At 61.2% G+C, this 13,563-nt stretch carries 16 protein-coding genes; 5 read left to right on the forward strand and 11 right to left on the reverse strand.

Annotation, left to right across the window (positions count from 1 at the left end):
* Window positions 1–508: 508 nt before the first annotated feature.
* Both ACILRC_RS01560 and ACILRC_RS01565 read right to left on the reverse strand, forming a co-directional pair.
* Entirely contained in the window at window positions 509–1,000 is a 492-nt protein-coding gene (locus ACILRC_RS01560) for a Spy/CpxP family protein refolding chaperone (protein ID WP_395667581.1), read from the reverse strand.
* A gap of 173 nt (window positions 1,001–1,173) precedes the next feature.
* Window positions 1,174–1,629 carry a rhodanese-like domain-containing protein gene (locus ACILRC_RS01565; RefSeq protein ID WP_395667582.1) on the reverse strand — a complete coding sequence of 152 codons (456 nt, stop codon included), beginning with the start codon at window positions 1,627–1,629 and terminating at the stop codon, window positions 1,174–1,176.
* A gap of 64 nt (window positions 1,630–1,693) precedes the next feature.
* Here ACILRC_RS01565 and ACILRC_RS01570 point away from each other — a divergent pair, with 64 nt between their 5' ends.
* The gene (locus tag ACILRC_RS01570; RefSeq protein WP_395667583.1) at window positions 1,694–2,314 is read left to right on the forward strand and encodes a class I SAM-dependent methyltransferase; all 621 of its coding nucleotides are present in this window, start codon (window positions 1,694–1,696) and stop codon (window positions 2,312–2,314) included.
* Between the two features lie 39 nt (window positions 2,315–2,353).
* Complete coding sequence (locus tag ACILRC_RS01575) at window positions 2,354–2,890, forward strand: GNAT family N-acetyltransferase (protein ID WP_395667584.1); 537 nt, start codon at window positions 2,354–2,356, stop codon at window positions 2,888–2,890.
* A 46-nt stretch (window positions 2,891–2,936) separates the two neighbouring features.
* On the opposite strand, the gene ACILRC_RS01580 is transcribed toward ACILRC_RS01575, so the two are convergent.
* From ACILRC_RS01580 to ACILRC_RS01590, 3 genes are all read right to left on the reverse strand, one after another.
* Complete coding sequence (locus tag ACILRC_RS01580) at window positions 2,937–3,221, reverse strand: putative Na+/H+ antiporter (RefSeq protein WP_395667585.1); 285 nt, start codon at window positions 3,219–3,221, stop codon at window positions 2,937–2,939.
* 225 nt (window positions 3,222–3,446) lie between these two features.
* Window positions 3,447–3,668 (reverse strand): transcriptional regulator, encoded by a 222-nt coding sequence (locus ACILRC_RS01585; protein ID WP_395667586.1) that lies wholly within the window; start codon window positions 3,666–3,668, stop codon window positions 3,447–3,449.
* Between the two features lie 25 nt (window positions 3,669–3,693).
* On the reverse strand, window positions 3,694–4,494 hold the full coding sequence (locus ACILRC_RS01590) for a hypothetical protein (protein WP_395667587.1): 801 nt from the start codon (window positions 4,492–4,494) through the stop codon (window positions 3,694–3,696).
* A gap of 92 nt (window positions 4,495–4,586) precedes the next feature.
* On the opposite strand from ACILRC_RS01590, the gene ACILRC_RS01595 reads away from it, so the two are divergent.
* Window positions 4,587–5,258, forward strand: a complete 672-nt coding sequence (locus ACILRC_RS01595; protein WP_395667588.1) for a TetR/AcrR family transcriptional regulator — start codon at window positions 4,587–4,589, stop codon at window positions 5,256–5,258.
* Window positions 5,255–6,187 carry a patatin-like phospholipase family protein gene (locus ACILRC_RS01600; protein ID WP_395667589.1) on the forward strand — a complete coding sequence of 311 codons (933 nt, stop codon included), beginning with the start codon at window positions 5,255–5,257 and terminating at the stop codon, window positions 6,185–6,187. Before ACILRC_RS01595 ends, ACILRC_RS01600 begins: the two co-directional genes overlap by 4 nt.
* Window positions 6,188–6,302: 115 nt before the next feature.
* Here ACILRC_RS01600 and ACILRC_RS01605 read toward each other — a convergent pair whose 3' ends face one another.
* The 6 genes from ACILRC_RS01605 to modA all read right to left on the reverse strand — a co-directional run bounded on the left by ACILRC_RS01605 (window position 6,303) and on the right by modA (window position 12,532).
* The gene (locus ACILRC_RS01605; protein ID WP_395667590.1) at window positions 6,303–7,556 is read right to left on the reverse strand and encodes a putative Na+/H+ antiporter; all 1,254 of its coding nucleotides are present in this window, start codon (window positions 7,554–7,556) and stop codon (window positions 6,303–6,305) included.
* 556 nt (window positions 7,557–8,112) lie between these two features.
* On the reverse strand, window positions 8,113–8,988 hold the full coding sequence (locus ACILRC_RS01610; protein WP_395667591.1) for an RNA polymerase sigma factor: 876 nt from the start codon (window positions 8,986–8,988) through the stop codon (window positions 8,113–8,115).
* Between the two features lie 42 nt (window positions 8,989–9,030).
* Window positions 9,031–9,816 carry a YdhR family protein gene (locus tag ACILRC_RS01615; RefSeq protein ID WP_395667592.1) on the reverse strand — a complete coding sequence of 262 codons (786 nt, stop codon included), beginning with the start codon at window positions 9,814–9,816 and terminating at the stop codon, window positions 9,031–9,033.
* A 159-nt stretch (window positions 9,817–9,975) separates the two neighbouring features.
* Window positions 9,976–11,061 (reverse strand): molybdenum ABC transporter ATP-binding protein, encoded by a 1,086-nt coding sequence (gene modC, locus ACILRC_RS01620; protein ID WP_395667593.1) that lies wholly within the window; start codon window positions 11,059–11,061, stop codon window positions 9,976–9,978.
* A complete protein-coding gene (gene modB / locus ACILRC_RS01625) occupies window positions 11,058–11,747 on the reverse strand; it encodes a molybdate ABC transporter permease subunit (protein WP_395667594.1) in 690 nt (229 codons plus the stop codon). Before modB ends, modC begins: the two co-directional genes overlap by 4 nt.
* 29 nt (window positions 11,748–11,776) lie before the next feature.
* On the reverse strand, window positions 11,777–12,532 hold the full coding sequence (gene modA / locus ACILRC_RS01630) for a molybdate ABC transporter substrate-binding protein (RefSeq protein WP_395667595.1): 756 nt from the start codon (window positions 12,530–12,532) through the stop codon (window positions 11,777–11,779).
* 254 nt (window positions 12,533–12,786) lie between these two features.
* On the opposite strand from modA, the gene ACILRC_RS01635 reads away from it, so the two are divergent.
* Window positions 12,787–13,557, forward strand: a complete 771-nt coding sequence (locus tag ACILRC_RS01635) for a TOBE domain-containing protein (RefSeq protein WP_395667596.1) — start codon at window positions 12,787–12,789, stop codon at window positions 13,555–13,557.
* The last annotated feature ends 6 nt before the right edge of the window (window positions 13,558–13,563 follow it).

Consider the following 13,563-nt stretch of genomic DNA (forward strand, 5'->3'; position numbering starts at 1 on the left):
GCCGCACTGCATCGCCAGTTAACTGGCGATGCAGTTCCCAAGAGCAAGACAGATACGCAGTTCAGTTAACCTTGCAAACCACGGACTTCTGGAATTTAGATTGGTACGGGGATTGGGGGCAGGTCAGCTGAATTTGCTTGTTCTCATGTCCATCATTCTCCGGGTGGATGGACTTCTTGGAAATTTGGCTGGTACGGTTTATGGGGGGCAGGTCAACCAGATCTACTCTAGTTGCGCATCAATATTTAGAATGATGAATCGGACCCCAAGAGCTTGATCTACTTGTCCTTGGAAAACTTAGACGGTTTGCGATCAGGTATCTTCTGCCCCGCCAGAACCCATCCCAGCCAGTCCACAAAAGCCCCGCCCTGTCTCAGGTGCGGGGCTTTTTATTGGCTGCGAACTGACCCAAAAGCCAGGATCCATGCGGGCCGTTGGCGGTGGCGATTCGAACTGTTACTGAGCCACAGCTGCCAGAAATCAGACGCTGCTTTTCGGACGGAAGCGGTCAGTTGCATCCCATGTGACGCCGATACATCTCGGGGTTATGTCCCTCGGGGATGTTCTTGCACGGGTCGTCTGCGTATCCGCGAAGAACGTTGTACCGCTTAATCTGTTCAGGCTGGAGGTATTGCACAGTTTTGTAATGTTGGGACAGATGGATGAAGCGCAGCGTTGTTCTTGCTGCCTCAGCTTCTGACAGTAAACCGCGCAGTGACGCCTCGTCCACTGTGCCCCTTGCAAAGGCAAGCTCTAACGCCATTTCGGCCGCGATCAGGCGCTCGCCAGTTGGTATCGCAGCTTTGCGAATGTCGTCAAACAGCGCCTGGGTCTTGGCGACCTGATCCTGCGTCAGCGGGATTTTGTCCTTCAGTTCCAGTAGATGCGTTGGCCCAGGCATGCCGTTCAGTTCGGCTGCCAGAGCCAGTCCCCAGCCACCGCCACGGCGAAGTTCTCTGATGTCGGCGTCGGACAGCGCCTTGACAGCGCGGCTTTGCATGCCAGCGTAAGGGGTCGAAGACCCATGGGTGTGTTGAGCCAGGCTCGACAACGGAGCACAGACGGCAAGCACGAGTAGCAGCGCAATTGGTTGCACAGATTTCTCCAGTAAGCAAGACTTTGGTGGGGCGCTACGGACTGCTCAATCTGAACTGAACGCCACGCGGGGATGACTCAATGCTTGGGGGCCGCACCCGCCGCTTTGGCATTGGCGTCCAACCCCCCTTTGGCTTTCCATTCGGCAAAGCCGCCTTGCAGAATTTGGACGTTTTCCCATCCGGACACACGCAGTGCAAAGCCAGCCTGGGCAGAGAGCGTGCCGGTGTTGCAGTAGATCAGGACAGGTTTATTCCTCGGGATGTCTGCGCTTTTGGCCAGCACCTGACGCCATTCGATATTGACGGCCCCTGGAATGTGCTCCTTGTTGTATTGGGCCGCATCACGTGCATCAATAATCAGCATCTTTGCGTATTCCCCGCGAGGAATTTGCTCTGGAAAGATGGCGCCGCCACCGTAGTCCACAAACTCGAGGTAACCCGACAGTTCGTCTATCAGCTTGGTTTTGTCGTTCGCCAGGGCGGGCGCGACCGCAAAGAACAAGACCAGTGCGGCGCCGAGGAGTTTTTTCATGGTTGCATCTTTTATAAGCGATAACTAATATTAGTTCCTAACCGACCCCACCGACAAGAATGCAATGATCGAAAAAGCCCACCATTGGGAGAACGTCTATAGAAACAAGAGCTTCGATGCGGTGAGTTGGTACGCTCCTCACTTGGCAGAGTCGCTGCGCCTCATAGAACAACTGTGCCTGGACAAGACAGCGGCCATTGTGGACATCGGGGCGGGCGAGTCCACATTGGTGGACGATCTACTGCAGCGGCACTACCTCGATCTCTCCGTGCCGGATATTTCAGCAACGGCGATCGAATTCACCAAGCAACGGCTCGGCACCAAAGCCGCTCAGGTGAGCTGGCATGTGGGCGATATCACGCGCTATGACTTTGCCAGCAAACAGTTTGACTTGTGGCACGACCGTGCGGTTTTCCATTTCTTGACTGAACCATCGGCAAGGCGAAGTTACATTGAATTGGTCCGTCGGTCGATGCAGCCTGGGGGCTACGTCCTGATGGCAACCTTTGGCCCCGACGGACCTCGGCAATGCAGCGGGCTCGATGTGGTCAGGTTCACCGATGAGCAACTGCACCATGAGTTCGGTGACGGCTTCGAGTGGTTGGGAAGTGAGATCAATCATCACCAAACCCCCTCGGGTACCCACCAGCAGTTCCTGTATTGCTGGTGTCGCAGAAGCTACTGATTCCATGCGAAGGACTGCTGTGGGGTGGTCAGTAACAACATGAACATCAGAACCCTGGACCGCGGCAACGAGCAAGAAGTGGCGAAACTGTTCCATTCAGTGTTCTCGTCATCCGAAGGTGAGGGCGAAGGCAGATTGATCGGCCGACTGGCCACAGCGTTAACCGCGCGTACAGACAATCAGGAAGTCATCGGCATGGGTGCCTGTGAACATGGAAAGCTGATAGGAGCGATCTTTTTCACCCGCCTGCGATTCAAAGAACCCGTTGAAGCCTACATGCTTTCTCCGGTTGCGGTAAGCACCGCACACCAAGGAAAAGGAGTTGGACAAGCCTTGATCAGGCATGGGCTGAATTCGCTGAAGAATCGATCTGCCTCCTTGGTCGTGACCTATGGTGACCCCGCCTTTTATTCCAAGACAGGGTTTGAGGTGCTATCGCAGGACCTTGTCCAAGCACCCCGGCCACTGTCCATGCCGCAAGGCTGGTTGGGGCAGCCGTTGTTCGGTGATGCCATTCCCATTCTGAAGAGCCGTCCCGCTTGTGTACCGGAGTTTGACGATCCTGCATATTGGTAGTTTCAAAGTACCGGATAACTCGAACTATTCGAGTTTCCCAACCACTTCATTGCACGCGCAGGATGCCGCCCGCCCGCCCGCCTGACTGACGGGGAGTCGGCGTCAGCGCCGCTATCAGCAACTTGCCCGTATGCACCACGCCTTGGTCGAACCGGCCTTTGAGGATGGACACGCCAACGGGGTTGGGCGCGTTGGCGATCACCGTCAGGCCGCAGCCGGTGACCGCACCGGCGACGATGGCGACTTTGAACTCATCGCTCAAGCCCGGCACCAGCGAGGTACAAGGAACTGAATTTACTGCTCTTGGAATCTCCGTTGTTGTCTGAGCCACATAGACTTGGCATCGCCCCGGTAATGGGCGCAACGCTTCAGCCAAAGCATCACCCCTTTATGGAATTTCACCGTACCCACGTCTACCGTGCAAAGTGACGCCTGCCCCCTTGTGCATGGACTCTCCAAGCGCGGAAAACTGATCGATGGTTTGGCTTCGTGGGAAAACGCCTGCATTCGTATATCCAGCGACTGTTGTGGACTGTGTTGTTGTCCGTCCCGACATTCAACCGGGTGAAAGTTTGAGGATCTTGACCCCCGACAGTGCCTTGCTCGCCTTCACCGCCGCCCGCGCTTGCCAGAGGTCGTACGTAGCTTGCTGGGCCAGCCACACTTCAGCGGCCCCGCCGTGATCGCGCCCCAGCCAGCGCTCGATGCGCAGCGCCATCGATGGGCTGATCGCAGAGCGCCCGTTGAGCACATTGGACAGGGTGGTGACGCAAGACACTGCACACGCATGACACCAACTGTTTTCATCGCAAAGCGATTTGCATCAGCACGCCCCAGCCCAGTACATAAATCAATGTGAACGCCGCCAACCAGCGCCCCGCTTGGGTGGTCCCAGAGCGCTGTAGCAACCAGCCCGCCATGGGTAGCAGCTGGTGGCCATGTACGCCCAGGAAGTGCGCTGGCCTGGCGTCTGCCTGGTTGATGTGCCAGCCCACAATCGGCAGGCCAGTGCCTGCCGGGGGTTGTTGTCCGCCCAACAAGAAGCCGCTTGCCGTGGCCAACGCAAAGGTCAGTACCAGACCGACGATCACCGATTGCACATAGACGGAGGTGCGCTCTGAGTTATGGCGCCAGATCAGCCCTGCCAATACGACTTGCGTGGCAGTGAGCGCCACCGCTGCGAGCGCCATCAGACCGAAGAGCGCGGCATGCAAGGGGTCCCCCACGTTGTGGTGGGACCCTTGTCCCAATGCGGCTTGCAAGCTGATGTAGCCGACCTCAAAGGTCGATGTGATGACCACCACCCAGGCCAAGCCTCGGACTGCAGGTGTGGCCCTGGCACTTTTGGGCAGCAGTCCCACAAACCAGGCCGTGGTTGCCGCAAACGCTGCCGTCGACAACATGAATTTCAGCGGTTTGGCCCAGATGGCCACATCCCGCCATGTTCTGTCGTCCAACACCAGCAATGCGCTCGTGGGTGCAGCCAGCAACAGCATGGTCACTGCAAACACCGTCAGCAGAGGCTGCCGCGACATCAGCTCGCGCAATCCGATCAGAGCGCTGCTGCGAAGGAAATACCAAAAACCAAGGAGCTGAGTTGCCATGAGAACCTGCAATGTTGACACTGTCTACAAGTGTGGCGCACAATGGTTGACGCTGTCAACATTTCAATGGACCATCCCACCATCCAATACCCATGAGTAACGCACAGCAGCCACCTGTTTCGCTCAAGGAAGCCTGCATACAAGCGGCACGCGATGTGATCGCCCAGCACGGGGTGGAGGGCTTGAGCATGCGCGACGTGGCTCGCATGCTGGGCATTTCGCACCAAGCGCCGTATCGCCATTTCGAGAGCCGTGATCACCTGCTCGCGGAAATCATCCGTCGGTGCTTCGTTGAGTTTGCACAGCATCTGGACCAACGACCGCGTTCGGGCGATCCGGAGGTGGATCTCGGCACGATGGGGCGTGCCTACCTCGACTATGCCGCGCGCAAACCCCTGGAATACCGTCTGATGTTTGGTACGCCATGGCCTGAGCCAGCCGATCACCCTGAACTGGTTCGACATGCGGTGGTTGCCTTCAACATGCTGCGCGACCACTTGCGCAGCATGCAGGGCGGCGGTGTTGATGGCCAAGTGCTGGCCGATCAGCAGGCGATGTTCATTTGGTCCGCGCTGCATGGAATGGCCAGCATCACACAGTCCAACGTCATGCGGCACCTGGGCCTTTCCGCGGGGGTCGAGTTGGATCTGCAGCGTGACCTGCTGGGGCGCATTGGTCAGGGGTTGCGCTGGGTACAAGTTCCAACATCGCCGCAAAACTCGCGGCCCAAATCAACCCAAAGAGCGAAAAGGCCGCGTGTATGAACCGATGTATTCACCAGTTTGCACTTGTGCTCGCGGCGGTCGGCCTCAGTGGTTGCGCAGCATTCAACTACACCCAGCCCGACAGTCCCCAAGCGCAATCGGCGGCGGCGGCTGTCATGCCTAAGCCACGCGTGGCGCTGGTGTTAGGCAGTGGCGGTCCGCGCGGTTACGCACATCTCGGGGTCATCAAGGTTCTGGAGGAGGCTGGCGTTGAGGTGGACTTGGTCGTTGGCTCCAGCGTGGGCGCGTTGGTTGGCGCCTTCTGGGCGTTTGGTTACAACGCCGATCAACTGGACCAAATTGCCCAAAGCGGCGGGCCCCTCACTTTGTTTGACGTGTCACCCTGGGCTGACCGTGGCTGGATTCATGGGCAGCGCTTGCAGGACTATGTCAACAATCGCCTGGGTCACGCGGCGCTGGAAGATCTCCCGCGCCGATTGATCGTTGTTGCCACGCGCACGAGCGACAAGCAGCCCGTGTTCTTTCAAAGAGGGAATGTCGGCGTCGCGGTGCGGGCTTCCAGTGCGGTGCCCGGAGTCATCTCTCCAGTGGGTATACAGGGGGTGGAGTACGAGGATGCGGATGTGTCATTACCGGTAGCCGTGCGGGCAGCACGTGATGCGGGAGCGCAGTTCGTGATCGCGGTGGATGTCTCGGCGCGCGCGGGAAGGGCGCCGCCCGGTACATCTGAGAAGGCGTTGAAGCGGGATGCACAACGACGAAGTCGGATTGATCCGGAAACGCAACATGCGGATTTCCTGATCCACCCGGACATGGAGTACGCAGCAGGACCGCGCCCCAGCTATTTTCGGCAAGCGCGGCGCGCTGGCGCGACCACGGCCGCACAGGTTCTGCCAGATTTGTTGGCGCGGCTTCGCTCCGTGCAATCTTCTGGCGTCCCTGCTGAAAGTAGCCGTCGCCTGAACTGACTGCAATCCGACAACTAAGAGGAAGTCAGGCCAGCTTCACGCCCCACAGCGCTTGATCGGCTTGCACCACGGCCAGCGCCTGTCCGGGGCATGCATGCCGATTCTTCCAGGCCTGTCAGAGCAACCTAAAAGCCATTCCCGCTACCAAAGTCGGCGGCAGCGCTGCCAGCAGCAACTTGCCCGCATGGACCACGCCCTGGTCAAACCGGCCTTTGAGGATGGACACGCCAGCGGGGTTGGGCGCATTGGCGATCACCGTCAGGCCACCGCCGGTGACCGCACCGGCGACGATGGCCACCTTGAACTCATCGCTTAAGCCCGGCACTAGCGAGGCCAGGTAGGTGAGGGCGGCGTTGTCGGTGATGGCGGTGAGCACCACGGCGCCGTAGAACACGGCGTCTGCACTCAGGCCCATGAGCGCTGGTTGCAGCCACCACGCCTGCTGGCCACCCAAGACCACCAACCCCGCCAAGAAGAAGGCCACCAGCAGCGCCTCGCGCAAGATCAAGCGGTCTTGGTGGTGCGCGTAGGCCGAGGCGTAGCCAATGAAAAAGAGCAGCAGGCCCATGAAGATCACGGGGTGGTGCGCAAAGAAGACCACACCCAGCAAGAACGCCGCATGCACCAGCACCACCACCGCCGGCACCGTCATGCGTGCCGGGGCGGGCTCGCCCAAACCCAAGAGCTCACGTCGCATCAAAAAAGTGACGGCGAGCGCGTTGACCAGCACGGCAACCGCCGCCTTCCATCCAAACGTTTGGAGCATGAAAGGCAAGTCCCACTGCCAGGTGCTCGCGACCATGAGCACGGGCGGCGCGGCAAAGGGCGTAAGCGTTCCGCCAATGGAAACGTTGACGAACAGCACGCCCAAAGTGGCGTACTTCAGCCGCTCGCTGACCTGGGCCGAGAACACCGAGTCCCGCAGCATCAGCGCAGCCAGCGTCATGGCGGCGGGCTCGGTGATGAACGAGCCCAGCAAAGGCACAGCCGACAACAGCAAACAGTAGTGAACCATCGCGGTGGGCAGAGGCACCAGCCGCGCCAGCCGGTGCACCAGCAGACCGCAGGCTTGCAGAATTGGGCGCGTGCCAGCCACCACCATGATGGCGAACACGAACAGCGGCTCGGTGAAGTTGCGCGACTCGAGGTACTGCAGCGTGTCGGCCTTGCCGGCCAAAGTGAACATGGTGACGGCCAGCACCATGGCCCAAAGTCCAAACACCACCTCGACTTCGCCCAGCAGGTGCCATACCCCGGCGTGGCGCGGGTGCTTGTGGGCGAGTTGCTCGAAGTACTTGGTGCTGAAGGTGTGCAGTACTGCCAGCGCAAAAAGGCCAGCTGCGATCCAGGGCAGGAAGGTGTGGTTCATGGGGACAGGTCTCCAATGGCAAACGCCAAACGGTGCGGCGGCCCGACCTGCACCCAACCTGCCACCGCGCTGCTGCCCGGCGACACCCGGCGCGAGCTTAGCACTTGTGGCAATGCGCCCAGCGCGTGGAGGCTATTGGAGCGGGGTGGGACGGGGCTGTGTGACGAGCTTGCGTGCGGTGCCCGGTTTCCCACCGGCAATGAAGAAACGGAAGACTTTGACATGGCCTGGTGTCGTGGCACCCACGCTTCGTTAAGGGGTCAAACCGCCAACGGTAAGGGCAGAAAAACTCCTTTTGCGGTGCTCGAAAGCCTGGACTCCAGCTAACAAATCAACCCGCGCAAGCCCTAGCAAGCCGTCAACCAAACGGGCTACGAAGTGGAGCTGTTGGCGGCCCCCAGCACACACCCCCTGCCCAAGTTTGAACCTTTCGAGCCGATGGCGACCTTGGTTGGGCAAAAAGCCCGAAGGCAACCCAGCCAAAAAATCCAAAGATCAGCGCCAAGGCGAAGTACTGCTGGACGCCACCCGGCATTTCTTGTCCGACAACCACCCCCTAGTGCAAAGACTGTGGCCCTGCCAGGAAGCCCTCTGCGCTGAGCACCGTCCGGATGGCGGTGCGCATGGACGCAGGCGCCTGGTAGTTCGGATGGGCCTTGATCATCGCGGACACGTTGCCCATGCGCACCAGTGCATCAAAGTTGCGCTGCACTTCGTCCTGTTCTATGGGGTGCACAGCCCTCAGCGACTTGGGCGCATCGGCCCCGCTGGCCCGGACATGCCGCACCGCTGGGATTTGCTTCTCGCACTGGCAGGTGGCGGTGTCCGACGCCAGCCCACAAGACCGGGCGGCAAACGCGTCAAGCTTGCCCCGCGCCCGGGCCAGGCGCTGCCGGTGTGCATCCGAAGAAACATCCAAAACTGCAGCCGCTTCCTCAGAAGAGAGGCCAAACACCGTGTCAAGCACGTACGACAAGCGCTGATCGCGGTCCAGGCTCATCAGCATCTTTTGTGTGCAGCCCAATGCGATTTGCTTGGCCTCCAGCTTTTCATCGGGTTGCAGCGTGCGTCCGCCAAAGGGTTGCATCTGCGCCTCGTTGAACGCCATGCCCTGTTCCAGGCTTTCGTGGAGGGCATCCAAGGACACTTCGGGTGACTCCCGGGTTTTGATGGACGCGGTCAGCAAGTGGTTTTTGGCGACGCGGAACACCCAGGTTGTGAACGCGGAGTCCGACCGGAATGACCCCAGGTGGGTGACCACCTTGAGCAGGATTTCTTGGGTGGCGTCTGCTGCATCGTCGCGGTTGCCCAGCATGCGCACGGCGAGGTTGAAGATGCCCGGCTGGATGAATCCGATGATGCTGTCCACGCTGGAGAGGCTGCCGGCCACCGCCTCTTGAATCGTTTGTTGACTGGGTTCTTGGATTTTCATGTTGATCCCGGTTCGTCGGCCTCAAGGTGCTTGGCGCAGGCGTCACCGGGCCTGAAAAAACGTACCAGATGGCAAACCGTTCTTGCTGTCCTTGGTGGGCGTGAGGATAGGCGTGTCAAACCACTCGATTTTGGCGCTCTGGCCGTAGGTCTTGGTGACCCGGTCTTTCCAGGCCTGCGTGAACCACGCTTGCGCGCTGGCCTCGTCCTTCCAAAGGTAAACGCCCCCGAAAGTACCTTTGTCCGAGCGAGTGAAGTACTTGCGCAACAGGCCAGGGATGGCTTGGTAGGTGGGAACTGCATCTTTGAATGCTGCCACCATTTGGTCTGGCGTGAGGCTAGCGGGCACCGGTATCTCAACTAAGGTGGCCACGCTTGCGCTGTCGTCATTGGCAGGCGTTCCACCGGGGGTGTTGTCGATGGCGATGGGTGCCGAAAACGTCCGCACAAACGCCTCGCTGCCGCGCTCGCGCTTCACCCGTTCAAACCACGCCGGGTTGAACCAGCTTTGCGCGCTGCCTGCATCCTTCCAGAGGTAAATGCCGCCGTAGTCGCCGGATGCGCGTTCAAAGGAAAACGCTTTGAAGGCCAGCCCCGGCGCATTGGCGTACTGCGGCACCGTGTCGCGCATTTTGCTGGTAACCAGGGCTTTGGGGGCGTACCAAGGTTTGGCCACCCGAACGATGACCACCGTGGGCGTTGCAGCGTCCGGTTCACTTGCCGCCATGGAGGTAGTCGAAGCGAGCACCGCCAGGCCCACACCGGTGGCAGTCAGTACCTTGTTGACCCTGGTTTTACGCGTTGCATGCGACAGATTCAAAGAGTTCATGTTGGTCCTTGGTTTGCGGCCAGACATTGACCGCTCAACCAGTTAGACACTTGGTGCACAGGTTTTGTGACTGAAGTTGCGGCGCGTGGGCCGGAAGTGAAGACGCTGGCTATGCCGTGGCGCCCGAGGCTTTGCTTTTGCGATAACTGACCCGGTCCCTTAGACGATCAAGGCCACCGATTTCACTTGGCACCACACCGAGTCGCCTGCGCGCAGCCCCAGGTTGTCGATGGCCCGGCGTGTTACCCGCGCCAGCAGCAGTTCGCGGCCGCAGCGCACGCGCACGATGGCTTGGGAGGGGTGGGTATCGGTGTCGATGGCTTCGATGCTGCCTTGCAGCCGGTTTTGGATGGTGGAGTCCTCGTGCGCGGACAGCGCCAGGCTCACGTCGCGGGCCAGAATGCGCACCCGCACGCTGTGGCCCACCGCCAGGCCGGGGTCGCGCACCCACAGCGTGCCGCCGCCGAAATGCACCTGGGCCAAATGCTCGTGGGGGCTGCGTGCTGCGATGTGGCCTTGCGTTACCAAGCCCGCTTCGTCGCCGATCGCCAGGGCAACTTCTTGCGACACCATGGCTTCGCGCAGTGGCGCCGAGCTGCGCACGCTGCCGCGCTCCAGCACGACCACATGGTCGGCCAGGCGGGCCAGCTCGTCCACCGAGTGCGTGACGTAGAGCATCGGGATGTGCAGTTCATCGCGCAGCCGTTCCAGCCAGGGCAAAACCTCCTTGCGCCGCGCCACATCCAGCGACGCCAGTGGCTCGTCCATCAGCAGCAGTTCGGGCCTTGTGGCCAGCGCCCGGGCAATGGCGACGCGCTGGCGTTCGCCGCCGGAGAGGCTGTGTACTGCTCGGTCCAGCAGGTGCCCAATGCCCAGCAACTCCAGGGTTAGATCCAGTCCACCGGAGTGGCTGGTTTGCTGGACCCTGCGCAGGCCAAAGTGCAGGTTCTGCCGGACGTTGAGGTGCTCAAACAGGCTGGCTTCTTGGAACACGTAGCCTATCTCGCGCTGCCAGGTCGGCTTGAACCACTTGCGCGCGCTGTCCTGCCACGTCGCGTCACCCAAAGTCACCCGCCCCTGGGCTTTCTCCAAGCCGGCCACACAGCGCAGCAGCGTGGTCTTGCCGCAGCCCGATGGACCGAACACCACGGTGATGCCTTGTGTGGGCAGTGCCAGGTCGACCTGCAAGGCAAAGTCCGCCCGCGCTAGCGACAACTGGATGCTCAGGCCCGGCGCGCCACTCACGGCAGCACCCGATCTTTGCGGCCTTTGAGGCGCGCCAATGACAGCAGCACCACAAAGGAAAACACCACCATGCCAGCAGCCAGCCAGTGGGCCTGGGCGTACTCCATGGCCTCCACGTGGCCGTAGATTTGGGTGGACACCACGCGCGTCTGGCCAGGGATGTTGCCGCCGATCATCAGCACCACGCCAAACTCGCCGACCGTGTGCGCAAAGCTCAGCACCGTGGCCGTTAAAAGGCCGGGCAGGGCCTGTGGCAGCGCTACCGACACAAACGCGTCAATGGGCCGCGCCCGCAGCGTAGCCGCGACTTCCATGGGCCGCTTGCCCATGGCTTCAAATGCGTACTGGATGGGCTGCACTGCGAACGGCAGCGAGGCGATGACCGAACCAACCAGCAGCCCGCCAAACGAAAAAGACAGCACGCCCCATCCCATGGTTTGCGTCCAAGCGCCCACCCAGCCCTGCGGCCCCAGCAGTACCAAGATGTAAAAGCCCAGCACCGTGGGTGGTAAGACCAGGGGCAGCAGGACCAGCGCACCAACAGGGCCGCGCCAGCGCGACTGTGTTTGCGACAACCACCAGGCCAGCGGCGTGGCGATCAACAGCAGCAGCCCTGAAGTGAGCGCCGCCAGTTGGACCGTCAGTGCGATGGCCTGCCAAGCCTCGGGGGTGATGCTGCCGTGCATGGGTTGGATGGGTCTGGGCTTGCCAATGCTCAGGGTTCGTAGCCAAAGGCGCGGATCACCGCCTTGGCCTTGTCGCTTTGCAGGTATTGGAGCAGCGCGGCGGCGGCGGGCTGGTTTTTGCCGGGCAGAAGCAGCACCGCGTCTTGCAAGAGGGGCGAGTGCAAAGACGAAGGCACCACCCAAGCGGAGCCCTCGCGGAGCTGGCCGTTCTCCAGCACCTGGGACAAAGCAACGAAGCCGAGCTGCGCGTTACCAGAAGCGACAAACTGGAAGGCTTGCGTGATGTTGGAACCCTCCACCAATTTGGGAGCGGTGCGTTCGCGCAAACCCATGTTGGTCAAGGTTTCTAGGGCCGCAGCGCCATACGGTGCGAGCTTGGGGTTGGCGACGGCGATGCGCGCAAACTGCCCGCTGTGCAGCACCTCGCCTTGCGCGTCAACGAAGCCCGGCCTCTTGCTCCACAACACCAGCCTGCCGGTGGCGTAGGTGAACCGCGAGCCTGCCACCGCAAGCCTTTCGCCCTCCAGCTTGGCCGGCGTTTCGTCGTCCGCGGAGAGCAGGATGGCAAAGGGCGCACCGTTGCGGATTTGGGCGTACAACTGGCCCGTGGCCCCGAAGGCCATGACCACCTTGTGGCCGGATGCGCGCTCGAAGTCTTGGGCAATGGCCTGCATCGGTGCGGCAAAGTTGGATGCCACCGCGACTGTGACCTCGGCGGCGACCGCCTGGGAGGGCAGGGCGGCGCCAAGGGCAGCAGCGAGGATGCTTGTAAGTGCAGCAGCCAAGGCATGGCCTCGGACGTGGACCCAAGCCGGGGCCCAGCCAGCCGCCCAGGCAATTGTGGCCGTGGTCAATTGGCGAAGTGCATTGGGGTCCACGCGGAAACTCGGTAGGTCACAATCAGAAATCGGAAGCTGCACGCTATTCTATGAAGGAATAGCGAACTTGCAATGCAACGATCGCCATGCTGCGGCACCGCCGTGTCCAAGCGCGCTCGTGCACCGAAGCCGAAATCTCGCTGCCATAGGACGTTGACACCATGACCCAAGCCACCATCCCCTTCGACGACGTACTCGGCGCCCCAGCGGTCGACAAGCGTTTGGAGGTGCTGCGGTCCATGCACCGCGCCGGCTCCATCTCCGAAGCTGCGCGGGCCAATGGGGTGAGCTACAAAGCCGCCTGGCAGGCCCTGGAGACCCTGAGCAACTTGGCCGGCGTGCCCTTGGTGGAGAAGGCCGTGGGCGGTTCGGGCGGGGGTGGTGCCCGGCTCACACCGGCCGGGCTGCAGGTGCTGGAGGCGGCCGACTTGCTCAGCTCGGCACGCGAGCAGGTATTGGCGCAGCTTGGGCGCTCGGTACGCGGCGCGGGCTTGAATTTGCGGGCCATTTCTGCGGTTGGTCTTCGCACCAGCATGCGCAACCAGTTGCCCTGTACCGTGCATGAGGTGCGCAAAGCCAAAGGCGCAGCGACCGTGTTGCTGGTCTTGCCAGATGGTCAGCAGCTCGCCTCGCGCATCACGCTGGAGAGTTTGCAGCTGCTGGGCTTGCGCTCTGGGGACAAGGTGCTGGCCTTGTTCAAGGCCACCGCCGTGACCGTGGCCCCAACGATTGTGGGTGTCGGTGGCGTCAACCTGCTGCGGGGCAAAGTGGTGCGCCGTGGCAGCGGTGCCGCTGGGGTGGAGGTGTCCTTGCAGATCACGCCGGGGCTGGCACTGGTGGGCTTTGCCGACCCCAGCACGCAACCCAAGTTGCGCCAAACCGCGATGGCTGCGGTGGAGCCCAATGCGGTGGTGATTGGGCTGATGGGTTGAGCACCG

Source organism: Rhodoferax sp., assembly GCF_044236835.1.
In the GTDB taxonomy this organism is placed as follows: Bacteria; Pseudomonadota; Gammaproteobacteria; order Burkholderiales; family Burkholderiaceae_C; genus Allorhodoferax.